This window comes from Brevundimonas sp. FV1ye7S (assembly GCF_058680995.1).
The window spans coordinates 1,058,056-1,079,445 of record NZ_CM178726.1 but is presented as its reverse complement, the minus strand read 5'-3'; the positions used below and the strand labels follow the sequence as shown (position 1 = coordinate 1,079,445).

The 21,390-nt window shown below is 66.6% G+C and carries 27 protein-coding genes, 1 tRNA gene and 1 pseudogene; 17 read left to right on the top strand and 12 right to left on the bottom strand.

Annotated elements, in window-relative coordinates; all coding sequences use genetic code 11:
- Window positions 1-23 precede the first annotated feature (23 nt).
- The 4 genes from ACW18C_RS05225 to ACW18C_RS05210 all read left to right on the top strand — a co-directional run bounded on the left by ACW18C_RS05225 (window position 24) and on the right by ACW18C_RS05210 (window position 2,162).
- The gene (locus ACW18C_RS05225; protein ID WP_492073217.1) at window positions 24-299 is read left to right on the top strand and encodes a hypothetical protein; all 276 of its coding nucleotides are present in this window, start codon (window positions 24-26) and stop codon (window positions 297-299) included.
- Window positions 300-362: 63 nt separating this feature from the next.
- The gene (locus ACW18C_RS05220) at window positions 363-1,067 is read left to right on the top strand and encodes an alpha/beta fold hydrolase (RefSeq protein WP_492073216.1); all 705 of its coding nucleotides are present in this window, start codon (window positions 363-365) and stop codon (window positions 1,065-1,067) included.
- 693 nt (window positions 1,068-1,760) lie between these two features.
- Window positions 1,761-1,934, top strand: a complete 174-nt coding sequence (locus ACW18C_RS05215) for a hypothetical protein (RefSeq protein WP_492073214.1) — start codon at window positions 1,761-1,763, stop codon at window positions 1,932-1,934.
- A gap of 63 nt (window positions 1,935-1,997) precedes the next feature.
- Complete coding sequence (locus ACW18C_RS05210) at window positions 1,998-2,162, top strand: hypothetical protein (RefSeq protein ID WP_492073213.1); 165 nt, start codon at window positions 1,998-2,000, stop codon at window positions 2,160-2,162.
- Window positions 2,163-2,194: 32 nt separating this feature from the next.
- On the opposite strand, the gene ACW18C_RS05205 is transcribed toward ACW18C_RS05210, so the two are convergent.
- The 3 genes from ACW18C_RS05205 to queC are packed head-to-tail and all read right to left on the bottom strand — an operon-like array spanning window position 2,195 to window position 3,926.
- A complete protein-coding gene (locus ACW18C_RS05205; RefSeq protein WP_492073212.1) occupies window positions 2,195-2,563 on the bottom strand; it encodes a 6-pyruvoyl trahydropterin synthase family protein in 369 nt (122 codons plus the stop codon).
- Window positions 2,563-3,198 (bottom strand): 7-carboxy-7-deazaguanine synthase, encoded by a 636-nt coding sequence (gene queE / locus ACW18C_RS05200; RefSeq protein ID WP_492073210.1) that lies wholly within the window; start codon window positions 3,196-3,198, stop codon window positions 2,563-2,565. Before queE ends, ACW18C_RS05205 begins: the two co-directional genes overlap by 1 nt.
- Entirely contained in the window at window positions 3,195-3,926 is a 732-nt protein-coding gene (gene queC / locus ACW18C_RS05195) for a 7-cyano-7-deazaguanine synthase QueC (protein ID WP_492073209.1), read from the bottom strand. Before queC ends, queE begins: the two co-directional genes overlap by 4 nt.
- 222 nt (window positions 3,927-4,148) lie before the next feature.
- Here queC and ACW18C_RS05190 point away from each other — a divergent pair, with 222 nt between their 5' ends.
- The gene (locus ACW18C_RS05190) at window positions 4,149-5,807 is read left to right on the top strand and encodes a response regulator (RefSeq protein WP_492073207.1); all 1,659 of its coding nucleotides are present in this window, start codon (window positions 4,149-4,151) and stop codon (window positions 5,805-5,807) included.
- An 18-nt stretch (window positions 5,808-5,825) separates the two neighbouring features.
- Here the strand turns inward: ACW18C_RS05190 and ACW18C_RS05185 are convergent, their stop codons facing one another.
- Window positions 5,826-6,857: a ligase-associated DNA damage response exonuclease gene (locus ACW18C_RS05185; RefSeq protein WP_492073205.1), complete on the bottom strand. Its 1,032-nt coding sequence runs from the start codon at window positions 6,855-6,857 to the stop codon at window positions 5,826-5,828.
- Between the two features lie 80 nt (window positions 6,858-6,937).
- Between ACW18C_RS05185 and ACW18C_RS05180 the strand changes: the two genes are divergently transcribed.
- The 5 genes and pseudogenes from ACW18C_RS05180 to ACW18C_RS05160 all read left to right on the top strand — a co-directional run.
- Complete coding sequence (locus ACW18C_RS05180) at window positions 6,938-7,408, top strand: PaaI family thioesterase (RefSeq protein WP_492073203.1); 471 nt, start codon at window positions 6,938-6,940, stop codon at window positions 7,406-7,408.
- A complete protein-coding gene (locus tag ACW18C_RS05175; protein ID WP_008260356.1) occupies window positions 7,405-7,797 on the top strand; it encodes a PaaI family thioesterase in 393 nt (130 codons plus the stop codon). Before ACW18C_RS05180 ends, ACW18C_RS05175 begins: the two co-directional genes overlap by 4 nt.
- 164 nt (window positions 7,798-7,961) lie before the next feature.
- Window positions 7,962-8,312: a hypothetical protein gene (locus ACW18C_RS05170; protein ID WP_492073201.1), complete on the top strand. Its 351-nt coding sequence runs from the start codon at window positions 7,962-7,964 to the stop codon at window positions 8,310-8,312.
- A gap of 90 nt (window positions 8,313-8,402) precedes the next feature.
- Window positions 8,403-8,840 (top strand): hypothetical protein, encoded by a 438-nt coding sequence (locus ACW18C_RS05165; RefSeq protein WP_492073200.1) that lies wholly within the window; start codon window positions 8,403-8,405, stop codon window positions 8,838-8,840.
- Window positions 8,841-8,848: 8 nt separating this feature from the next.
- Window positions 8,849-9,065: pseudogene (locus ACW18C_RS05160) on the top strand (transposase); the annotation flags it as partial.
- 181 nt (window positions 9,066-9,246) lie between these two features.
- Here ACW18C_RS05160 and ACW18C_RS05155 read toward each other — a convergent pair.
- Entirely contained in the window at window positions 9,247-9,909 is a 663-nt protein-coding gene (locus ACW18C_RS05155) for a hypothetical protein (protein ID WP_492073198.1), read from the bottom strand.
- Between the two features lie 201 nt (window positions 9,910-10,110).
- Between ACW18C_RS05155 and ACW18C_RS05150 the strand changes: the two genes are divergently transcribed.
- Entirely contained in the window at window positions 10,111-10,746 is a 636-nt protein-coding gene (locus ACW18C_RS05150; RefSeq protein WP_492073196.1) for a S24 family peptidase, read from the top strand.
- Between the two features lie 131 nt (window positions 10,747-10,877).
- Here the strand turns inward: ACW18C_RS05150 and ACW18C_RS05145 are convergent, their stop codons facing one another.
- The 4 genes from ACW18C_RS05145 to ACW18C_RS05130 form a co-directional block, all read right to left on the bottom strand.
- Entirely contained in the window at window positions 10,878-11,348 is a 471-nt protein-coding gene (locus tag ACW18C_RS05145; protein WP_492073194.1) for an SH3 domain-containing protein, read from the bottom strand.
- An 89-nt stretch (window positions 11,349-11,437) separates the two neighbouring features.
- Window positions 11,438-11,815: a hypothetical protein gene (locus tag ACW18C_RS05140; RefSeq protein ID WP_287928605.1), complete on the bottom strand. Its 378-nt coding sequence runs from the start codon at window positions 11,813-11,815 to the stop codon at window positions 11,438-11,440.
- Between the two features lie 60 nt (window positions 11,816-11,875).
- Window positions 11,876-13,549 (bottom strand): lysine--tRNA ligase, encoded by a 1,674-nt coding sequence (locus ACW18C_RS05135; RefSeq protein WP_492073193.1) that lies wholly within the window; start codon window positions 13,547-13,549, stop codon window positions 11,876-11,878.
- 198 nt (window positions 13,550-13,747) lie between these two features.
- Window positions 13,748-14,215, bottom strand: a complete 468-nt coding sequence (locus tag ACW18C_RS05130) for a hypothetical protein (protein WP_008259556.1) — start codon at window positions 14,213-14,215, stop codon at window positions 13,748-13,750.
- A gap of 83 nt (window positions 14,216-14,298) precedes the next feature.
- On the opposite strand from ACW18C_RS05130, the gene queA reads away from it, so the two are divergent.
- From queA to ACW18C_RS05110, 4 genes are all read left to right on the top strand, one after another.
- On the top strand, window positions 14,299-15,411 hold the full coding sequence (queA, locus tag ACW18C_RS05125) for a tRNA preQ1(34) S-adenosylmethionine ribosyltransferase-isomerase QueA (RefSeq protein WP_492073970.1): 1,113 nt from the start codon (window positions 14,299-14,301) through the stop codon (window positions 15,409-15,411).
- 788 nt (window positions 15,412-16,199) lie between these two features.
- Complete coding sequence (locus ACW18C_RS05120; protein ID WP_492073190.1) at window positions 16,200-16,685, top strand: hypothetical protein; 486 nt, start codon at window positions 16,200-16,202, stop codon at window positions 16,683-16,685.
- Window positions 16,682-17,794 carry a tRNA guanosine(34) transglycosylase Tgt gene (gene tgt, locus ACW18C_RS05115; protein ID WP_492073969.1) on the top strand — a complete coding sequence of 371 codons (1,113 nt, stop codon included), beginning with the start codon at window positions 16,682-16,684 and terminating at the stop codon, window positions 17,792-17,794. The genes ACW18C_RS05120 and tgt overlap by 4 nt, the downstream gene beginning before the upstream one ends.
- Before the next feature lie 35 nt (window positions 17,795-17,829).
- The gene (locus tag ACW18C_RS05110) at window positions 17,830-18,180 is read left to right on the top strand and encodes a hypothetical protein (RefSeq protein ID WP_492073188.1); all 351 of its coding nucleotides are present in this window, start codon (window positions 17,830-17,832) and stop codon (window positions 18,178-18,180) included.
- A gap of 17 nt (window positions 18,181-18,197) precedes the next feature.
- On the opposite strand, the gene ACW18C_RS05105 is transcribed toward ACW18C_RS05110, so the two are convergent.
- From ACW18C_RS05105 to ACW18C_RS05095, 3 genes are all read right to left on the bottom strand, one after another.
- On the bottom strand, window positions 18,198-18,752 hold the full coding sequence (locus ACW18C_RS05105) for a hypothetical protein (RefSeq protein ID WP_492073187.1): 555 nt from the start codon (window positions 18,750-18,752) through the stop codon (window positions 18,198-18,200).
- Window positions 18,753-18,821: 69 nt separating this feature from the next.
- Window positions 18,822-19,688 (bottom strand): ROK family protein, encoded by an 867-nt coding sequence (locus ACW18C_RS05100; protein WP_492073185.1) that lies wholly within the window; start codon window positions 19,686-19,688, stop codon window positions 18,822-18,824.
- Between the two features lie 27 nt (window positions 19,689-19,715).
- Window positions 19,716-19,792, bottom strand: a tRNA-Lys gene (locus tag ACW18C_RS05095).
- 89 nt (window positions 19,793-19,881) lie between these two features.
- Between ACW18C_RS05095 and ACW18C_RS05090 the strand changes: the two genes are divergently transcribed.
- A complete protein-coding gene (locus tag ACW18C_RS05090; protein ID WP_492073183.1) occupies window positions 19,882-20,973 on the top strand; it encodes a CaiB/BaiF CoA transferase family protein in 1,092 nt (363 codons plus the stop codon).
- A 72-nt stretch (window positions 20,974-21,045) separates the two neighbouring features.
- Window positions 21,046-21,315, top strand: coding sequence for a hypothetical protein (locus tag ACW18C_RS05085; protein WP_492073181.1), 270 nt, complete (start codon window positions 21,046-21,048; stop codon window positions 21,313-21,315).
- Window positions 21,316-21,390 lie beyond the last annotated feature (75 nt).

Genomic DNA, 21,390 nt, shown 5'->3' with positions numbered 1-21,390 from the left:
ACATCTCACGAGAGACTCCTCCGATGACCGACCGCCGCCCCCTGCGCGCCGCCGCACTCCCCGTCCTGCTGGGGGCAGCCCTGCTACTCCAGGGCTGCGTCGTCGGCGCCGTGGTCGGCGGAACCGCCGCCGTCGTGGGCGGCACGGCCAAGGCCACCGGCGCGGTCGTCGGCGCCGGCTTCGACGCCGTCACCACCTCCGACGAGGAAACCCGCGCCCGCCGCGAACGCGAACAGCACGAGTACGAGCGCGACCAACGTCGCTGCGAACAACGCCAGCGCCAGGGCAAGGGCTGCTGATCGACTGATCCCTACAGTCTGCCCCTTGCGGAGGCGGAAGCGGTTTCGTGCTACTGTTCCGAGATGACCCCGACCGTCCTGATCCCCGGCCTCGCCTGCACGGCCGAAATGTTCACTGCCCAGACCGTCGCCCTATGGCCCCACGGCCCCGTCACCGTCGCCTCGACGCTTGAGGGCGACAGCATCGCCGCCATGGCCGCCGCCATCCTGCGCGACGCCCCGCCGCGCTTCGCGCTCGGCGGCATCTCCATGGGCGGCTATATCGCCATGGAGATCCTGCGCCAGGCACCGGAACGGGTCATGAAACTGGCCCTGCTCAACACCTCGGCCCGTGCAGACACCCCTGAACAGATCGAGGCCCGACGCCTGCTTATCGAACGGGTCCGGAACGGCGAACTGGAAGCGGTCCTCGCCCAGGTCACGCCCAACCTGCTTCACCCCGCCCATCGCGACCGTCAGGATCTGATCGACATCCAGATCCGCATGGGCCGCGATGTCGGATCAGACGGTTTCATCCGCCAGGAAGCCGCGATCACAAAGCGGATCGACTCGCGGCCACACCTCGCCCAGATCGGGGTTCCGACCCTCGTCCTGGTCGGCGACCGCGACCCGCTGACGCCGCCGGATCGCGCCCAAGAAATCGCCAGCGCCATCCCTGACGCGAGCCTCGCCATCATCCCCAACTGCGGCCACGCTTCGACTCTGGAACAGCCAGAAGCGGTCAGCGCGGCCTTGGTGGAATGCCTCTCCCACTCCCCGTCATCCTAGGCCTTGTGCCACTGCTGTCCGGTTCCCGCTCAGACTCCTTCCACACAAAGTTGTCGGGGGGCGTCGTGTTTGGGTTTCGGGGTTTAAGGAGTTGGTGGATTTCGCGTCTGTGCATGAGGTTTGCGGGGATGACGCGGAGGCAGGTGGTGTGGGGAATGGCCGCTGACTGGGCCTATTTCTTAAGCGAAGTGCGCGGGGCTAAAGCCCATTCATCTAGATTTGGACGCCACCAGCCCTCCGTAACTGGACGTGGTGCCCGTGCAGGTGACCGACATAGCCGCCGCTCGAACCGTGGCGATCAAGACGGGAGCGACGTATTTGTTCGGCCTGGGCTACAACGACTTTCGCCCGCCAGCCGGACCAACATTCACAGCGGAAATGCGGTAACTCCAGGTTGCTACTGACAGCAATCAACACGAGGACCACACAGTAATTGTGATCCGGATCGTGCACTTTCATATACCAATCTAGAGGAACAGTTATGACGGACTCGATTATAGACGTGCGCGAGTTGCAAGACTGCGAAATTGACCACGTTGGTGGGGGCAAAGGTTTCTGGGAGGCTGTCGGACAATTTGTCGGACGGCTCGCAGCCCGAGACGCTGAAATGAGAGAGGCCATCGCTGATAGCCCGATGCTTAGTGCAATGGCCTACGGCGCTTAGTTTTCATTTAGAGCAGGTGGGAGGTTTTCATGCTCAGTGGTGAAATGCGAGATTTGACGGATCTAGAGTGCGAAATGGTTTCTGGTGGCGTGCCGTGGGGCGCGATGATGGCTGCTGCCGCCGCGGCGATTGCGATATCTGATGCGGCTGGTGAGTTCTGGGACGGCTTCGTCCAAGGCATGAAAGCCGAAAAAGCACACTGAAAGTCAGTTGATATTGTGGTCGCTGCTCGGCGGCGACCACAATAATTGATGAGGGAAATATAAATGGGAGATTTCACTATGGTGGATAAGATAAAATCGAGCCTGGATGCATTTTTTGGCAATGAATTTATCCGCCTTGCCATCATGATTGTGCTGGTCGATCACGCTTATTCTGCGCTGACCGATCTCGCGGCAGGGTTGATGATTGGGGTCTCCAGCCTGGGCTAAAACGACATCTTCAAGAAGTGGGACGCGTCCACCTAGACGCTCAGCACGCACCGTTCATTGATCGTCGGCCGCGCCACCTGCACACGGCACAGGCCCGGCCAGGCCGGCTTCAGCGCCTTCACGAACCACAGGCACAGGTTCTCCAGGCTGGGCAGTTCCAGCCCCTCGTGCTCGTTCAGCATGCCGTGGTCCAGCTGCTCCGCGGCCGCCCTCAGCGCCCGGTCCAGCGCGCCCAGGTCCGCGACCCAGTTGTGCTCGGCGTCCAGGGTCTCGGAGCGGATCGTCGCCTCGACCGTGAAGGAATGGCCGTGGACGCGGCGATAGATGCTGCCCTCGGGTTCGTTGGGGAAGTGGTGGGCGGCGTCGAACGTCGCCTGTTTGGTGATTTCGAAGACGGGCATTAGCGGACGCCGATATACTTGTGGGTCTGGACGCTCAGGCGCCACTGGGGATGGGTCAGGCAGTATTCGATGGCGGCGGCGGTGTTTTCCGCCTGGTCGGGGCCGTCCATGGGCTGGAGCCAGAACCGTTCGAACGCCAGGTGTTCGAACCGCTCAGGCAGGGCCTTGGGCTGCGGATAGACCAGCTTCAGCTCCTGGCCCTTGATCTGGATCAGGCCAGCGTCCGCCTTGGGACTGACGCAGATCCAGTCGATCCCGTCCGGCGCCGCCAGGGTGCCGTTGCTCTCGATGGCGATCTCGAAACCGCGCGCGTGCAGGGCCGCGACCAGCGGCGGGTCCAACTGCAACAGGGGCTCGCCGCCGGTGCAGACCACCAGTTTCGGATCCCCCGCCCGCCCCCGCCACATCGCCGCAACATGATCGGCCAGCCGATCCGCCGTCGCGAACTTGCCGCCGCCGTCCCCATCCACGCCGACGAAGTCCGTGTCGCAGAAGCTGCAGACGGCGCTCGCCCGATCCTGCTCGCGCCCGCTCCACAGATTGCAGCCGGCGAAGCGCAGGAAGACGGCCGGCCGTCCCGCCTGCCCGCCCTCGCCCTGCACCGTCAGAAAGACTTCCTTGGCCGAATAGGTCACGCCTTGGCGCCTTGGGATGCGACCCAGTCTTCATAGCCCGCCGCGCGCAGTTCACAGGCCGGGCATTCGCCGCAGCCATAGCCCCAGGCGTGACGGTGCGTCCGGTCGCCCAGATAACAGGTGTGGCTGTCCTCGATGATCAGCTCGACCAGAGCCTCGCCCCCGATCCGGTCGGCCAGTTCCCAGGTCTGCCCCTTGGTCAGCCACATCAGCGGGGTGTCGATAACCACCGGCTTGTCCAGCCCCAGCGACAGGGCGCGCGCCATGGCCTCCATCGTCTCGTGGCGACAGTCCGGATAGCCGGAATAGTCGGTCTCGCACATGCCGCCGACCAGCACCTCCAGCCCGCGCCGATCCGCCAGGGCCGCCGCCGCCACCAGGAAGATCAGATTGCGCCCCGGCACGAAGGTGGTCGGCAGGCCGCGCGCATCCATCTCGATCTTGCGGTCGGCGGTCAGGGCGCTCTCGGCGATCCGGCCATAGCCGGTCAGGTCCACCACATGGTCGTCGCCCAGCCGGTCGGCCCATTGCGGCAGGGCCGTCTTCATCCCGGCGCGCACCGCCTGGCGCGCCTCCATCTCGACCCGATGGCGCTGGCCATAGTCGAAGCCGACCGTCTCCACCCGCTCGAACCGCTCCAGCGCCCAGGCCAGACAGGTCGCGCTGTCCTGCCCGCCGGAGAACAGGACCAAGGCCGATGTCAGAGACTTTTCCAGGATGACGCTCATGACGAATCTGCGGTCGGCCGGTCGGCCGCGCGCATGCACAAAGGGATGGGGACCCATATGGGTCGGGGCGGCCTTCTACACTAGAGGGGCGGCCGGCGCAAAATCCGGGTGGCCGGTCCGCACCTGACGCCGCATTTCATCCACGAAACTTTTTGATCCGGCTTAACTAATCCGCAAGCGCTTCCGGTCAAGGTTGGCAGGGAGTAAGGAGTTCCAGGCAGTATGCCGATCATTGAGACCCTTTCAGAGCGGCCCGAGCCCATCGCCCCGTCCACGCTCGGCTGCGCGGTGCTTGCGCGTTTCGAGCGCGAACCCGACACCCTGGTCATCCCGGTTGTCGAGAATGGCCGTCCCGTGGGTCTGGTCGAACGCACCGCCTTCCTTCAGAAAATCGCCGGCCGCTTCGGTCACGCCCTTTACGACAACCGCCCCATCAGTTTCGCCATGGACGCCGAGCCTGCGGTCGTCGAAGGCGACACCCGGATCGACGCCTTCTCCGACATCATGTTGCGCGGCGGTCCCGCCGCCCTGCTGCGCGGCTTCATCGTCACCAGGAACGGCCGGTACCACGGGGTCGGTACGGCGGCGACCCTGCTCAAGGCCGCCACCGATCGCCAGCGTGAATACGACGCCCGGATGGCCGATCAGACCGCCATCCTCAACGACACCCGCGCCCAGGCCATCGCCGCCGCCCGCGCCAAGAGCCAGTTCCTGGCCATCATGAGCCATGAGCTGCGCACCCCGATGAACGGCGTGCTGGCCGTGGCCGAACTGCTGCGCCGCCAACCTCTGAACGAGGCGGCCCAGGCCCACGTCCAGACCATCGTCGATTCCTCCGAAAGCCTGCTGCGTATCCTTCAGGACGCGGTCGACCTGTCCAAGGCCGAGGCGGGCGAGCTTGAGCTGAACCCCGTCCCCACCCCGCTCCGCGCCGTCATGGACGACGTCCAGTCCCTGTGGGAGCCGCGCGCGTCCCAGGACGGCGTGACCCTGATGGTCGGTTACGAGGGCGACACCGAACTGGCGGCCGTCATCGACGGCGTGCGGCTGAAACAGGTGTTCAACAACCTGATCGGCAACGCCCTGAAATTCGCGCGCAACGGCATGGTCGAGGCCCGGCTCAAGGCCTGGGTCGAGGGCGACCAGATCCGCATGCAGGCCCGCGTCCGCGACGATGGCCCCGGCCTGGACGCAGACCGCGTCGATTCCGTCTTCGAACCCTTTGTGCACGGCTCGGGGCCTGACGGCGCTGGCCTGGGCCTGTCGATCTGCCGTCAGGTGGTCGACCGCATGGGCGGGCGCATCTGGGCCGAGAACAACCAGGGCCGCGGCGCCACCTTCGCCTTCGACCTGACCGCGCGCCGCGCCGTGGTCGAGGTCGAGACCCCGTCGAACGTGTCGGACCTGTCCGAGCTGAACCTCCAGTCCGCCCCGCACATCCTGATCGTCGACGACAATGCGACCAACCGCGTGGTGGCCCAGGCCCTGTGCGAAATGTTCGGCTGCAGCTCGGAACTGGCCGAAGACGGGATCGAGGCGCTCCAGGCTGTTCAGGAAAACCGCTACGACCTGATCCTGATGGATATCAAGATGCCGCGCATGGACGGCGTCCAGGCCACCCAGGCCATTCGCGCCCTGAACGGTCCGGTCAGCCGCATTCCCATCGTCGCCCTCACCGCCAACGCCGATCCGGAAGACGCCAAACACTATCTGTCCATCGGCATGGCCGCCGTGGTCGAGAAGCCGATCAAGCCCGAACGCTTGCGCATGGCGATGAACGCCGCCCTCTCGACGACCCAGGCCGCCGCCGCCGATGACAGTGGCGAGGGCGATGGTGAGGACGCCCGGGCTCCAAAGCGCCGCGCCGCCCGTCGCGCCTGACGCGCTTCAGGCCCTGGCTCAGTCTGGCCGGACCTCCAGCGCCTCCTCATCCTCCTCGTCGTAGCCCACGAGGCGCAACGCCCGCGCCTTCTGGCCGTTCAGCTCGGCCCATCGCAGCAGCCCCTCCTCGCGGCCGTGGGTGATCCAGATCTCGTCGGGCTTCAGCTCTTCGAAGGTGGCGACCAGTTCGCCCCAGTCGGCGTGATCCGACACCACCAGCGGCAGTTCCACGCCCCTCTGGCGCGCCCGCGCCCGCACCCCCATCCAGCCGGACGCAAAGGCCGTCACCGGATCGGCGAAACTGCGGGCCCACCGATCCTGGATCGCCGACGGCGGCGCGATCACCACCTCGCCGCCCAAGGCGCCCTTGCCCAGACCCCGCGCCGGCAGGACCGGCCCCAGGTCGATCCCCTCGCGTTCATACAGGGCGTTCAGCCGCTCCATCGCCCCGTGGACATAGATCGGCCGCTCCCACCCCGCCTCGCGCAGGCTCATGATGATCCGCTGCGCCTTGCCCAGGGCGTAGGCGCCGACCAGATGGGCGCGTTCCGGAAACTGACCCAGCGACCGGATCAGCCGTCCGATCTCCTCCTCGGTCGGCGGATGGCGGAACACCGGCAGGCCGAAGGTCGCCTCCGAGATGAAGACATGACAGGGAACGGGTTCGAAGGCCGGGCAGGTCGGGTCGCGCCGGCGCTTGTAGTCGCCCGACACCACCATGGTCAGGCCCTTCCACCTCGCCTCGACCTGGGCCGAGCCCAGCACATGGCCGGCCGGGACCAGCCGCAGGTCCACGCCGTTGACCGCGGCGGCCTCGCCATACTCCACAGCCCGCATCTGCCCCGCGAACTCGGCGCCATAGCGTTCGGCCATGATGGCCAGGGTCTGGCGTGTCGCCAGCACCACGCCGTGCCCGGCCCGCGCATGATCCGAATGGCCGTGGGTGATCACCGCCCGATCCACCGGCCGCACCGGATCGACGTAGAAGTCGCCCGGCGGGCAATACAGGCCGGCGGGCGTGGGGTGCAGCAGGTCTTCAGGGCGGATCATGGGACCGTAACGCTCTCGACGCCGTCGGGTCCCCCCTCCATACAGGAGACGATCATCGGCTTCACGGGCGTTCCTTTCGCATGCAAGACAGTTTCGTCGACACCATCCTGCCCCAGCTGGCGACGGGGTCCGCCCACACCAGCGCGCTGGGCTTCGTCTTCGACGGCCTGCACGAGGGCGATCCCCGTATTCGCGTGCCCTGGCGGCCCGATCTGGTCGGCGATCCCGACACTGGCGTCCTGGCCGGCGGCCTCGTCACCACCCTGCTGGACCACATCGGCGGCCTGGCGGTCTGGACGGCCATGGCCGAGTTTCAGCCCATCGCCACCCTGGATCTGCGGGTGGACTATATGCGCGCCGCCCATCCACGCGTGGACCTGCTGGCCCAGGGGAAATGCTACAGGCTGACGCCGACCATCGCCTTCGTCCGGGCCTGGGCCTTCGAAGAAGACCCATCCGACCCGGTCGCGGCGGCCCAGTCCGCCTATGTGCTGAACCGCGCCCGCCCGCACCGGGAGAAGACGGCCGCCAGCCGTGAGGCCACGGCATGAGCGACCTTCTCGAACGCATCCCCTACGCCCGCTTCCTGAACCTTCAGACCCTGGTCAGCGGCGACGAGATCACTGTCATCCTGCCCTTCGCCGACCGGCTGATCGGCAATCCCATGCTGCCGGCCCTGCACGGCGGTTCGACCGCGGCCCTGCTGGAAATGACGGCCATGGCCCAGGTCGCCCTGGCCTTCCCCAGCCCGCGCCTGCCCCGCCCGATCAATGTCACCGTCGCCTATCTGCGCACCGGCCGCCCGGTCGACGTCTTCGCCCGCGCCAGCATCAGCCGCGCCGGCCGCCGCGTCGCCCATGTCCAGGCCGAGGCCTGGCAGGAAGCCCGCAGCCAGCCCATCGCCTCCCTGACCGCCCATTTCCTGCTGGACAATCCCTAAGCCTTTCAGCGGCTTCGGGCGGACAAAAACAGAAATGACACCCCGTTCGCCGAACAATCGGCGATGAACACGCACACGACCATCACGGTTAACAAGACTCTACCAAGCAAGGTTAATCCATGTTAAGCTTACATCTCTTGTAAACCTTGTTTTAGGGGCTTTCTATGGAACGGACCGAAGTCATCGCCAGCGTCGCCGGCGATCTCCACGCGACCGAACACGCGATCGACGCCGCCATCACCCAGGCGACGACGCTGGTTCAATCCTTCATCGGCGCCCGCGCCGCCCTGTCCCTTTCGCCCGTCGCCGCCACGGCGTCGCAGGCCAAGGCCATGGAAACCATCGCCGCCCTCGCCGCCGCCCGCGAGTCCATCGTCGCCTGCCACGCGGAACTCCAGAAGGATCACCGTCGTATGGGTTACGGCACCTACGCCATCGGTCCGGTCGCCAAGCCCGACGACTGGCTTGATCCGAAAGAATCCCGCTCGACGGCTCACCTCCGCTCGGTTGCGTGAATTCTTGGTAAGCTTAGCGGACTGACATTATCGTTTAACCAGAAATGGTTCACTATCGCCCCCGTGCACTCAGCGCGGGGGCGATTTTGCATGCTAAATGTAGGTTATGCGATCGCAGGTGCGGTCTTCATGGTCGGGATGGCCATCTTCGCCTTCATCAAGGGCGGAACGCGAGAAAAAATCGGCGCGGGCTACCTTATGTTCGCGTGGTTCGCCTCACTGCTGGTTCAGCAGAATGACGGCTTTCGCGGCTTGCCGATCGGTATGTTTCTCATTGATGCGATATCGCTCCTGGTCTTCGCCGCGCTAGCCTGGCGTGCGCCTCAATCCTGGCCCGTATGGGTGGCCGGCCTACAGCTGGTCACCGTCATGGCTCACATCATGATCCTGACGACGAAGACGATCCCCATAGCATCGCTCTACACAGTGATGAACTTGATCGGCTACCTCATCATCCTCTGCATCGGCGTCGGCACCTTCTGGACTTGGCAGGAACGCAAGGCTGAGGCCGAGTTTGCGTCTAGGTAGAGATTGGCGAATTTACCCGTAGCGACGTGAACACCAACTCAGCGGAAGGCTTCTTCGGCACCTTCTAGAAGGGCATGAAGGGCGTCTATCAGCATTGCTCCGAGAAGCACCTGAACCGCTACGTCACCGAGTTCGGCTTCCGCTATACCAGCCGCGTTGCCCATAAGCATCAATGACGAGGAACGGACGGACCTTGCGATCATTGGCAAGCGCCTGACGTATCGACAGCCTCACAAAGCTACGTTTAGGTTTCAGGCTTTGCGGCTGGCGCGGCTTCGTCGGAGGTGCGGAAGACTTCTCCTTCCTAGGGCTCTTTTTCGGCTGCGGCGGGGTGGCGAGCATCCGCTTGATTACCTCGTCGTGACGTTCAGCGATGAGGTCGTTTGCGTGGCTTCTTGTCATGGGCCTACGCTATCACAGTCATTCCGGACATAAGAGGCGGAAGCCCCTCGGTCCTGCGCCGGACAACGTAAGGAAGGTTTGCCTGAACGTTCGCATTGCCCTCATTTGCGGCGAGCCACGCGCGAGCACTCGTCACGACCGCCCGGCAGAATGTGAACACGTCGATAATGTATGTGTCAGGCATTCTCACCCCGTTGACGGTGTTTCCCTGCATCATCGTTTGTCCGGGACCGCCAATGCCAAACGCGACCTGATGCCAAATCATATCGGATCGTGTTGAGCGCGCTTGGTGCAGGAACCCACACCTCATTTTGTGAGCCTCTTCGCCCGGGAGCGCATCGGTATACTGCGGAAGATTTTCATTGAACCACGCAGCGTAGCCGCCCTTGGGGCTCAGACCCTTCGGGTGGTTAAGGGCCGAGCAAACGTCAGGCAGGGTTAGCGTCACTGCTAACGCAGCGTGATAGAGGCCAGCGCCGAGGGCCGCTTCAATCTCCGAGAAAATCTGCTCCAGCGGGGATGTTCGCTCAACCGAAAAGTCTGTCGAAAAGTTCGGCCAGGTCGAGATCGGCTGCATTGTTCCTAGCTTCATTGAAGGCCCGAACGTATAGCCGCCCTGTATGATCGTCGTGCCAGAGTTCAGCAGAGTATCCTTCAGTGCGTTCATAGAGACCACTGATCTCACAGATTCGCGTCATTCCAAACTCAGTAGGCCCCTCAGGGGTGAAGGCTTCAAGTGCTGAGAGATCAAGTGCCGGCCTGTCGGCTGCATCCTCTGTCGTAAATTCCTCGGTATGCAAAGTGCATGGTTAGGTAGAAATTCCTAATCCCATCCCCTAAACTTCCCCGACTCAGTCGCGGGAACCCCATGCCCCTGTCGCACGCGAAACTCTGGAAGGCCGTGGACGCCCTGGCGCGGCGCGAGGGGTTGTCGCCGTCGGGGCTGGCCCGGCGGGCGGGGCTGGATGCGACCAGTTTCAATCCGTCCAAACGGTTCGGCGCCGGCGATCCGCCGCGGCCGCGCTGGCCCTCGACCGAGAGCATGACCCTGATGCTTCAGGCGACCGGCGTCTCCCTGGCCGAGTTCGCGGCCCTGGCCGACGATGCGCCGCCGACGTCCACGACCGTGCCCCTGCTGGGCCTGGCCCGCGCCGGCCTGGACGGTTTCTTCGACGACGCCGGCCTGCCGGTCGGCGACGGCTGGGATCAGACCGAACTGCCCCGGGTCAACGCCACCACCTTCAGCCTGCGGATCAGCGGGGATTCGATGGCGCCCCTGTATCGCGAAGGCGACCGCGTCATCGTCGACCGCGGGGACCCCGCCGTGCGGCGCGGCGACCGGGTGGTGGCGCGCCTGATCTCGGGCGAGGTGGTGGCCAAGGAGCTGACCGGCCTGACCGCCCGCGCCGCCACCCTGTCCTCGATCAACCCCGACTATCCGCCCCGGATCGTGCCCCGGCGCGAGATCGAATGGATGGCCCGCATCCTGTGGGTCAGCCAATAGAAAGCCCCGCCCGGCGAACCGGACGGGGCCAGGCTCGAACGGCGAACCGTGAGCCTTCGACTGTCCCGGCGGCGGAACCGGACGGGGCGTAAGCAGCCCGCCGCCGAAAACAGTCTTTCCGCAAGCGACCCTTAGCGGGTCACGTAATTCGCATTGACCCAACCGCCGCCGGCGATCTGGATCCAGTCGCCTTGCGAGGCGACGGCCGTGAACTGTTGGCCGGCCGACAGGCTGCCCGCCTGGCGGAAGCCGGCGCCGGGGCCGCTGCGGATGCGCAGGTTCGTGCCGGCGCGATAGGTGTTGGCGTTGGCCTGGGCCGCGGCGCGGGTGCGCTGCTGGTTGCAGCCGATATAGGAACCGGCCGCCGCGCCGGCGCCGGCGCCGACCACGGTCCCGGCCGTGCGCTCATTGCGCGCCAGGTTCGAGCCGACCACGCCGCCGACGACCGCGCCGATCAGGGCGCCCACGCGTTGACGTCCGCCGGGGGCGTCGCAGTTGGTCACGCCATTGGCCTGGGCCTGGGCGGCCATGGGGGCGGCGGTCACCAGGGCGGCCAGCGCCGCAGCCGTGGCCAGACCCGTCTTCAGAAACTTGCTCGACATAACTCTATCTCCTGTCATCGGGCTTGCCGATGAGGAGACAATGCCCGGCCGAACCTGAAGGCTCCCGGAGCTTCGCCGTTATTTTCCGTTCATCTTAAGGGTCGCAGGCCGCGTCGGCGTTCGATCAATCGGCGCGCCGCCTCGGTGTCGCGCTCAATCAGGTGTTTGCGGCGCGCGAACTGGAAGTCCAGCACCCGGGCCCACAGGTGCAGCAGCCGGTCCTGAGTGACGAAGACCGTGATCGCCTCCACCTCAGGCGGCGGACCCCAAGCTTCGGCCAGTTTCGACAGATGGTCCACCGTCGCATCGTCGGGCATGGGCTGGCACTCGACGATCCAGTCCCAGCTGCACAGCTCCGGCCGCGCCGTAATCAGCGCCACCGTCGCCGTCAGCACCTTGTCTGCGGATCCGGCCGAGACCAGGTCCAACCACAGAATCCGCGCCTGTTCGTCGATCTCGTACCGCACGTCGCCTCCCCGGCCACGCCCACATACCATCGCGTTACAGTTAAGAAATATTACCTTACATCAAGCTTGCGCCAGTTCGCCGCGCGTGCCCGCCTCGATCAGGGCGATGGTCTGCGGCAGGCCGTAGATGGCCGCGAACGAACCGAAGCGCGGCCCCTGGCTTGCGCCCAGCAGCACCTCGTACAGCGCCCCGAACCAGGCCCTCAGCGGCTCGAACGCGTGCGCCTTGCCGACCGCATAGACCTCGTTCTGGATCAGCTCGCCATCGGTCGTATCCGCCGGCAGGGCCTTCAGCCGTTCCGCCAGGTCCAGCAGCGCCGCCTTCTCCTTGTCGTCCGGCAGGCGATACGCCTTCGAGGGCTTCACGAAGTCCTCGTAATAGTTCAGCGCCCGGTCCATCAGCTGATCCAGCAGCGGCTCGTTCTCCGGCGTCGCCTCCGGCAGATATTTGGCGAAATAGGCCCACAGCTGGTCCTTGGTCGAGGCGTTGGCCACCCCCACCAGGTTCAGCAGCAGGGCGAAGGACACCGGCGAGGTATGGGTCGGCGGGTTCCCCGCATGGATCGACCAGACGGCGTTGTCGATCCGCTTGGCCGGCTCCTGGGTCTTGTAGCTTTCGATGAAGGCCAGATAGTCGTCGATGGCGCGCGGAATGACGTTGAAGTGCAGGCTCTTGGCCGACTTCGGCGACTGGAACATGTACCAGCTCAGGCTCTCCGGCGTGCCGTAGCGCAGCCACTCGTCCATCGTCAGGCCGTTGCCCTTGGACTTGGAGATCTTCTTGCCTTCGATATCCAGGAACAGTTCATAGTTGAACCCTTCCGGCGGCGTGCCGCCCAGGGCGCGACAGATCTTGCCGCTCTCGCGCACGCTCTCGATCAGGTCCTTGCCCGACATCTCGTAATCGACGTCCAGCGCGACCCAGCGCATGGCCCAGTCCGGCTTCCATTGCAGCTTCACATGGCCGCCAGTGACCGGCAGCTCGGTGCGCCCGCCCGCCGGGTCGTCGAAGACGATGGTCCCCTTCTCGACGTTACGCTCCAGGGTCGGCACCTGCAGCACATGGCCCGTGATCGGGCTGACCGGCAGGAAGGGCGAATAGGTCGCCCGCCGCTCTTCGCCCAGGGTCGGCAGCATGATGGCCATGACCGCGTCGAACCGCTCCAGCAGGGTCAGCAGGGTCGCGTCGAACACGCCGGACCTGTAGGTCTCGGTCGAGCTCATGAACTCGTAGTCGAAGCCGAACCCGTCCAGGAACGCCCGCAGCCGCGCATTATTGTGCGCCCCGAAACTGTCGTGCGTGCCGAACGGATCGCGCACCCGCGTCAGCGACAGGTTCAGATCCTCGCGCAGCATCTCCGGGTTCGGCACGCCTTCCGGCACCTTCCTCAACCCGTCCATGTCGTCGCTGAAGGCGATCAGTCGCGTGCGCCAGTGGTCGCCGGTCAGCGCCCGGAAGGCGTTGCGCACCATGGTGGTCCGCGCCACCTCGCCGAAGGTGCCCATGTGCGGCAGGCCCGAGGGGCCATAACCGGTCTCCAGCACCACCGGCCGACGCAGGGCCTCGAACTTCGCCAGGGCCTCGTCGGCCTTGCCGGCGTCGATCAGCGCCCGCGCCTCGGCCCGCTCGCTCTCGCCCAGCCGCTTTTTCAGAACATGGGCCAGCAGATTACGGGCTTGTTCGAACGGCCAGGACTTGGCCTCACGGGCGAGGATTTCGAGGTTCTGAAGCATGGCGGCGGTTTGCAGTCTGCAACCCGCCGGGTCAACCGCCTATCCTTCCACCCACTCCGTCACCCTAGGGCTTGTCCCGAGGGCCCACCTGTCCGCGAAATTCGAACGATGACGGTTGGCAGGTCGTTAGTGCGGTCGCGTTCCAGCCCGTGTCCGCCGTGGGCCCTCGGGACAAGCCCGAGGGTGACGGGTTCAGGGTCATCGCCGTCCCACCGCCCAACTCACCACCGCCGCCCCGGCCGCCACGATGATCGCATCCTCGATCAGCCCGCTCTTCGTCTGCCCGATCCGCTTCATCGCCGTCTTGCGTCCCCGCAGCGTCAGATAGGCCAGGGGCACGGCCGTCCCCACCGCCAGGGCCGCCCCCAGCTTCTCGCGCCCGCGCGGCGCCAGGGCCGAGCCCGCGATCCCCGCGCTCATCACCCGCGCCAGCAGGCCCAGGAACACCGTCCGGTCCGGCGCCGACTTCATCTTGTCGCCGAACAGCTCGCCTACCCCCATGGCCAGACCGCCGAACTTGAACAGCGGATGATCCAGCAGCACCAGCCGCCCCGGCGTCTCCCGATGCGCCAGCCGCGCCCCTGCAAGGGCCGCCATGGGGGTCATGGACCGGGCGCTGGCGACGGCGCCGATGAGGACGGAGGGAAGGAGGGCGAGGGTTTTCATGCTACCTCAACCCCGCAGGCGCGCGGAGGTTCACCGGCCGCCGCACTTGACCCCCCGCGCCCGGCATGGCCTTTGCCCCGCCGATGAAGACCGCCGATTTCGACTTCGACCTGCCCGAGGACCGCATCGCCCTGCGTCCCGTCGATCCGCGCGATTCCGCCCGGCTGCTGGTGGTCAAGGACGGCGCCCTGGACGACCGCATCATCCGCGACCTGCCCGACTTCCTGCGCCCCGGCGACGCCCTGGTTTTCAACGACACCCGCGTCATCCCCGCCCGCCTGTCGGGCGTCCGCACCCGTCCCAACCCTGTTCCCGGCGCCGAGACGGAAACCCTGACCGTCGAGGTCGAGGCCACGCTTCACCACCGCGACGCCCCCGACGTCTGGTCCGCCTTCATGAAGCCCGGCAAACGCATCAAGCCGGGCGACCGCATCCGCTTCGGACAGGAAGCCGACGCCGCCTGCGACCTGGGCCGTCTCGACGCCACGGTCGCGGCCAAGGGCGACGACGGCCTGATCACCCTGAAGTTCGACGTCTCAGGCCCGGCCCTGGACGACGCGATCCGCGACGTCGGGGTCATGCCCCTGCCCCCCTATATCGCCGCCAAACGGCCCGAGGACGACCGCGACCGCTCGGACTATCAGACGGTCTTCGCCGAACACGACGGCTCGGTCGCCGCCCCCACGGCGGGCCTGCATTTCACCCCCGCCCTGCTCGAGGCGATCCGCGCCAGGGGCGTCTCCACCCACGCCGTCACCCTGCACGTCGGCGCCGGCACCTTCCTGCCGGTCAAGGCCGACGACCTGGCCGACCACAAGATGCACAGCGAATGGGGCGAGGTCTCACCGGACACCTCCACCGCCCTGAACGCCGTCCACGCCAATGGCGGCCGCATCGTCTGCGTCGGCACCACCTCGCTGCGCCTGCTGGAATCCGCCACGACCGAGGCCGGCGAGATCCGCCCCTTCCACGGCGACACCGCCATCTTCATCACCCCCGGCTACCGCTTCCGCGCCGTGGACGTGCTGATGACCAATTTCCACCTGCCCAAATCCACCCTCTTCATGCTGGTCAGCGCCTTCGCCGGCCGGGCTGCGATGAAGACCGCCTACGCCCACGCCATCGCCGACGGGTACCGGTTCTACTCCTACGGCGACGGCTCCTTACTGTTCCGGGGGGCCGAAAACCACGCCTGACCGCCAAGCTCACCGCCCCGTTCGCGCAGGCGAACGGGGAGGACAGGCGATCGCGTCAGCGAGCGCCAGGCGGGGGCGACTCGGTGTCAGAAGCCAGCAAGGGTCATCATCACTGCCGGAGTCGCCCCCTCCGTCACGGCGCTCCGCGCCGCGCCACCTCCCCCAAGGGGGGAGGAATGCGAGCACCGAAATCCTCCCCCTCTGGGGGAGGTGGATCGCCGGCGAAGCCGGCGAGACGGAGGGGGCCCGAACGGGTCCAACCGTCACAATGACGCTGGTCCTGCCGTAACGATTCCAACCGCTTGTCAGATTCTCGCCCCCACTTTCCCGCCAGGGTCTCCCCGTCCCCTATAATCACGCCCGGTCTCGTCGCTTGGAGGGCTCGTAAGGCCTGCGACCTTGCGGCGGCGGGAGCGGATGGAACGGGAGCGGGGGTGAAATCCCTCCGCGCCGACGGCGTCTCAAAACGCCGTCGGAGGGTCGAGGGGGATACTCGATCGCACTCGGGACGGTTCTTCGCAGACCCTGCCGACCCGTCGCAGGCCTATGGGGTTAGGCGATAAGACCGCCACCGCTCGGCGCCCCGAGCTTGCAGGCCAAACATTCGCGCGGGGCGTCAAACCTTCGTCGAAACGGTAACCAAAACACAAAACTCCGGGCGAAGGCCCGGCGCCCCGCCCAGCCCTCCATGAACTTCGCAGCGAAAGCGCGAAGATGACGCCGCATGTCTGTAGCCTTCCGCCGCCCAACCCCTTAAATGCCGCCTGCTGACGAAAACGAGCCCCCCCTTGTCCCTCGACGACTTCCAAAGCGACCTTCCGCAGGATCTCCAGGACGGCCTGATCGCCGTTGGCGAGGCCGCGCGCGATCTGCGCGAGCCCTGGTGGATCTTCGGCGGGGCGGCCATGGCCCTGTACGGCCTGATCGACCTGCATGTGCCCGACATCGACGTCCTGTGCGCCCCGCGCGACGCCCGCGCCCTGCTGGCGGCGCTGGACGGCCAGGTCGTGGCCGATCCGGGCGAGGGCCTGTTCCGCTCGGCCGTCTTCGGCCGCGCCCCGGATCAGCCGATCCTGGTCGAGGTCATGGCCGATCTGGAGACCCGCGACGGCGCCGAATGGCGGCCGGTGGCCTTTACGTCGCGCCGTCCGGTCTTCATCGACGACGTCCCGCTGTTCGTGCCCGACATCCGGGACCATATCGCCCTCTACCGCCTGTTCGGCCGCCCCAAGGATCTGGCGCGGGTCGAACAGCTTGAACGACTGATCGCCTGATGCCCTTCCCCTTCGAGATTTCCGCCAAAGAGGGCCGCGCCCGCACCGGCGTGCTGAAGACCGCGCGCGGCGACATCCGCACCCCCGCCTTCATGCCCGTGGGCACGGCGGCGACGGTCAAGGCCATGACGGTGGATCAGGTCAAGGCGACCGGGGCCGACATCATCCTGGGCAACACCTATCACCTGATGCTGCGCCCCGGCCCCGAGCGGATGGAGCGTCTGGGCGGGCTCCACAAATTCATGGGCTGGGACAAGCCGATCCTGACCGACAGCGGCGGCTTCCAGGTCATGTCCCTGGCCGGGATTTCGAAGGTGAAGGAAGAGGCCGTGACCTTCTCCTCCCACATCGACGGCTCCAAACACGTCCTGACGCCCGAACGCTCGATCGAGATCCAGGCCGACCGGATCGGCGCCGACATCTCGATGCAACTGGACCAGTGCGTCGCCTATCCGGCCGAAAAGGACGCCGCCCGCAAGGCCATGGAACTGTCGATCCGCTGGGGCGCGCGCTCCAAGGCCCGGTTCGGCGAGCGGGAAAACCAGGCCCTGTTCGGCATCCAGCAGGGCTCGACCTTCGAGGACCTTCGTCGCCAGTCGTCGGACCAGCTTCAGGAGATCGGCTTCGACGGTTACGCCATCGGCGGTCTCGCCGTCGGCGAGGGTCATCAGGCCATGTGCGAGGTGCTGGACTACGCCCCCGAAATGCTGCCCGCCGACCGGCCCCGCTATCTGATGGGGGTCGGCAAGCCGATCGACCTGGTCGAGGCGGTGTATCGCGGCGTGGACATGTTCGATTGCGTCCTGCCGACCCGCGCCGGCCGCCACGGCCAGGCCTGGACCTGGGACGGTCCGCTGAACCTGAAGAACGCCCGCTTCGCCGAGGACCAGGATCCGCTCGATCCCGCCATCGACGGGCCGTCGTCGCAATATTCGAAGGCCTATCTGCACCACCTGATCCGCGCCGACGAAATCCTCGGCAAGGTCCTGCTCAGCTGGCACAATATCGCCTTCTACCAGGCCCTGACCGCCGCCATGCGCGCCGCGATTTCGGAAGGCCGATTCGAACAGTTCCGCCGCGACTTCCATGCGCGGCATGTGTCGAACTGACCATCTCAAAGACCGATTAATCAGGAGCGCTCTCCATGAGAATCGAGAAATCAGGGTTCCACGCCTACAATACCTATTTGGCAGAGCCTTCACGGCCGCCCAGCAGAGGCGGAAATACGAAAGCGCTTCATCGTCACGTCATCATCATCGGTGGCGACAAGTATTCCTTCTTCGCACCTTGGGCAGGCAAGTTTGCTTACAAAGGCGAGTTGATATCCTTTGACTGGGACTGGGACAAAACTGGCGAGTTTAGAAATATCGTTAAGCCGTCTTTCGAAGCCTTCGCCAAAGACGGGACAGTCCAGATTAGAGGCGATCGCGGCGATAAAGTCCGTCGCACTGCCGAAACGAGACCGCCTGGGCGCAGGCGTGAATGGAAGGATTAGCGCAGCATCGACGCTGGCTAACGCTGCGACCGTCCCGTCGGCCGGAACCAGCTCGGCGCCGCCGGCGGGGCGCAGTTCCTCTGCATGCCGATGCCTTTCAGGAAGGCGCGCCGCATCCGCCCCGACTGGATGGCCGACTGGACATGGCGGCTATGCTGATCGGCGCCGCTCAGGCGGCGGATCCAGCTTCGTCCGGGAATGAAATCGGTCGTCGTCCCGCGAATGGCGTCCAGGGCCGCCTTGGCCGCCGCATCGGCCGCCTGTTCGCTGCGGTACGAGCCGTCCTGGCGCGGCGGTTCGTCCGTATCCGGCCCCAATGCCTCGTCCAGCCGCGCCACCTCGGCGCCGATGGTGGTGCACTGGTTCAGATTGCGCAGGTCATAGGGATTGGCCTCGGCCTGCAACAGCACGGTCGGAATCAGCTGACGCCGCAGGTTGAAATCGTCCAGCGGGGCGGTGACGGCGTCGCCCACCCCCGCCCCGACCTGTTCCGCGCCGCTCATGGCCGAACGCCCGGCGTTGCAGCCGGCGAGCAGGACGGCCGCGAGGGCCAGAGGGAGGATCGGCTTCATCCGGCTCTTAGATCACGCCCGGCCGTCGCGATCAAAACCCCCACGCCCTTCGGCGGCGTCTATCCGCGATCAGGCGGCCAGATCCCGCGCCATCAGCATCGCCCCATCCAGCCCGGCGTGCTCACGCTCGGCCGCCACCAGATAGCCGCCCTCGCCCATCACCACCGCCGATCCATAGCCGTTGACCCGGCGTCGCGCCGCCGCCTCGACCTCGGCGATCAGGCCCGGCGTGGACATGACGCCGCCGCCGAACACGATCCGATCCGGCGCCCAGGCGAACACCAGGCCGGCGACCAGTTGCCCCAGATAGTCGGCGACCACCGCCCGCACCGCATCCGCGTCTTCCAGGCGTCGCCCCGCCAGCCGCGCCTGAACCGCCGGCCCGGCCGCCAGCCCCTCGACGCAATCGGCATGAAAGGGGCAGGCGCTGGCCTGGACGTCGCCCTCGGCCCGACGCACGAACAGATGACCGATCTCCGGATGCAGCGCCCCCTTCAGCGTCCGTCCGTCCACGCACAGGCCGCCGCCGATCCCCGTGCCCACGGTGACATAGGCCACAGCCCGCGCCCCCCGGCCCGCGCCCAGTCGGGCCTCGGCCACAGCGGCGGCGTTGACGTCGGTATCCACGGCGAAAGGGGCGCCCAGACGGTCGGCCAGGGTCCTGGACAGATTGAACCCGGTCCAGCCCGGCTTGGGCGTGGCCAGCATCAGCCCGCGCTGGGGCGAAGCCGGATCGACCACCAGAGGCCCGAAGCTGGCGACGCCCAGCCCGGCGACCGGCCGCTCGGCCGCCGCGGCGACAAGCGCCTCGACCGCCGCCTCAGGCCGCCCGGTCGCAAACCGACCCTCGTCCAGCACGACGCCCGCCGCATCGACGATGCGCCATACGATCTTGGTCCCGCCGGTCTCGACCGCGAAGAAGACGGGCTGGCTCATCGGGGGGGGCTCCGCAAAAGGGAGAAATGGTACGTCCTCTCGGGCTCGAACCGAGGACCCTCTGATTAAAAGTCAGATGCTCTAACCAACTGAGCTAAGGACGCACCGTGCGACGTTCAGGACTGGCCCGAACCGTCGAAGGGCGCCTTCTGTTGCAATCCGCTCTTCCGGTCAAGACCGGGTCTGCTACTCAATGCGTATGAAACCGCTGAACGGACTGCGCATCCTGGAGTTCGACGGCCTGGGGCCGGTGACTTTCGCCGGCCTGATGCTGGCCGACATGGGTGCCGAGGTGCTGCGTCTGACCCGCGCGGCCTCGGCGGGCGCCGCCGTTTTCGCCGAGGTGGGCGGGGCCCTGCTGCATCGCAGACGGACCGCCGTACCCGTGGACCTGAAGTCCGAGAGCGACCGCGAGCGGATCCTGCGCCTGGTCGATGGCGCGGACGCCGTGATCGAAGGCTTCCGTCCGGGGGTCATGGAACGGCTGGGCTATGGTCCCGAGGTTCTGCACGCCCGCAACCCGGCCCTGGTCTTCGGTCGGGTGACAGGCTGGGGCCAGACTGGGCCGCTGGCCGACGCCGTGGGGCACGACCTGAACTATATCGGCCTGTCGGGGGTGCTGCACGCCATGGGCGAGGCGGACCGCCCGCCGCCCCCGCCGCTGAACCTGGTCGGCGATTACGGCGGCGGAGCGATGATGCTGACGACAGGGGTGCTGGCGGCCCTGCTGGAGGCCAGGACCACCGGACGGGGCCGGATCGTGGACGCCGCCATGACCGACGGCGCGGCCCTGTTGGGCGGCCTGTTCCAGGCCCTGCGCGGCCAGGGGCTGTGGAGCGAGCGCCGCGGAGCCAATCTGCTGGACGGAGGCGCGCCCTTCTATCGCTGCTACGCCTGTCGGGACGGCGGCTTCATTGCGGTCGCGGCGCTGGAGCCGCGCTTCTACGCCGCGCTGCTGGCGGGCCTTGGGATCAATCCGTCCGAAGCGCCTCAGCATGACAGGACCGGTTGGCCCGCCCTGCACGACCGTTTCGCCGCCCTGTTTGCGACGCGGGGCCGCGACGACTGGGCGGCGCATTTCGCTGAAACCGAGGCCTGCGTCACCCCGGTCCTCAGCCTGGCGGAGGCGCCGGATCATCCGCACAATCGCGACCGAGCGACCTTCCGGAACGGCCTGCCCGGCCCTGCGCCCCGCTTCGACGGCGCCGAACCCCCAACGCCGACCGTCCCGCCCCTGACCGCCCTGGGCGAGGCGGCCTGGAGCAAGAGGCGGGATGACCCCTGAAGTTTTCCGCGCTATGGGAACGAGGCGGCGCCGAGGGCGTTGCAACGGACGATATCCGGGGAACTATTTCTGATGAGACGCTCGATCTTCGTTCTGACCGCGACGGCGCTGGGCGCGCTGGTGCTTGCGGGCTGCGACGACTACCAATCGAGGTCGCAGGACGACTATGCCGACACCCCTCCGGTCGAAGAACAGGCTCCCGCCGCCGAGGATTCGGCCGAGCCGGTCGTCGCCCCTGAAGTGACCGACCCGGCGCCGGCGCCCGCGCAAGCCCCCCTTCCGCCGGAAGAGCGGACGTCCGAACAGTCGGTTCAGCCGGAAAGCGAAACCCTGTTCTACTGAGGCGCGCCGCTTCGCCGCCACATCAGGATGCAAGGGCGTACCGAGACGCCGACTTGGAGTCCGCGCCCTTGACGA